The organism is Vibrio sp. YT-15 (assembly GCF_033337445.1).
Taxonomy (GTDB): Bacteria; Pseudomonadota; Gammaproteobacteria; order Enterobacterales; family Vibrionaceae; genus Vibrio; species Vibrio alginolyticus.
This window is the reverse complement of sequence record NZ_JAWOQR010000137.1, coordinates 1-1137: the sequence shown is the minus strand read 5'-3', so window position 1 is coordinate 1137 and position 1137 is coordinate 1. Positions and strand designations below refer to the sequence as shown.

Genomic DNA, 1137 nt, shown 5'->3' with positions numbered 1-1137 from the left:
GTTACAGGCTGAAATTGCGCAGCGAACCGAAACGGAGCAAACACTACGTTTGACCCAAGATGAGTTGATTCAAGCGGCTAAGCTGGCAGTTCTCGGTCAAATGTCAGCGAGCATCAGCCATGAGCTGAATAATCCGTTGGCAGCCATTCGTAGCTTTGCTGAGAATGGAAAATTGTTCCTTCAGAAAGAAAAGTATGATCGAGCGGAAGATAATCTCACTCGCATTTCAGCCCTCACAGACAGAATGGCAAACATCAGCCAGCAATTGCGTTCGTTTGCCAAAAAGGCCAGCGGCAATGAGCTTACCCAAACACGCCTGTTGCCCGTGATAGCCTCATCAAAAGAGCTCATGAAACCCGCTTTTAAATCTGCTCGTGTTCTACTTGCTACCGAACTTCCTACTGACGACATCGAGGTTCAAATCAATACCATTCAATTGGAGCAAGTTCTGGTTAACTTGCTGACAAACGCAATTGAAGCCGTAAAAGAACAACAAGATAAACAAGTGTGGTTGCTCGTTGAAACGGATACGGATGAAAACAAAGTGATGATTCATGTCGATGACAATGGCCCTGGGCTTGGTTCGCACACACTGTCCGAACTTTGCGAACCGTTTTTAACAACTAAAAAGAATGGATTGGGATTAGGACTTTCTATATCTCAGCAAATATTGGCTGGTATGAACGGCAGCTTGAGTGCTCACAACCGAGCCCAAGGTGGCGCTCGATTCTCATTGTGCTTACCAATATGCCAACGCACCGAACAATCAGAAGGATAAGATAATGTGTCAGGTGTTTTTTATTGATGATGAAGCCGACCTTCGATTAGCAATAGAACAAACGTTTGAGCTAGCCGATATCGAAGCGACATTTTTTTCCGATGCGGAATCCGCCTTGTTAGCCATGAAACAAAGCGACGAAGCTGGCGTAATTGTGACCGACATTTGTTTACCCGGTATTTCAGGCATGGACCTGTTAACCACGTTAGTTCAACGCGATCCAAACCTGCCAGTTATCATGATTACAGGCCATGGTGACATCTCTATGGCCGTAAATGCGTTACACCAAGGGGCCTACGATTTTATAGAGAAGCCTTTTGCGCCAGAACACTTGGTTGAAACCGTAAAGCGCGCCATTG

At 45.7% G+C, this 1137-nt stretch carries 2 protein-coding genes; both read left to right on the top strand.

What is annotated here, in order from left to right; translation table 11 throughout:
* On the top strand, positions 1-778 hold a 778-nt coding region (locus R7D93_RS25845), incomplete at its 5' end, for a sensor histidine kinase (RefSeq protein ID WP_318129627.1).
* Positions 779-782: 4 nt separating this feature from the next.
* Positions 783-1137: response regulator (locus R7D93_RS25840; protein WP_318129626.1), on the top strand; the 355-nt coding region annotated here is incomplete at its 3' end.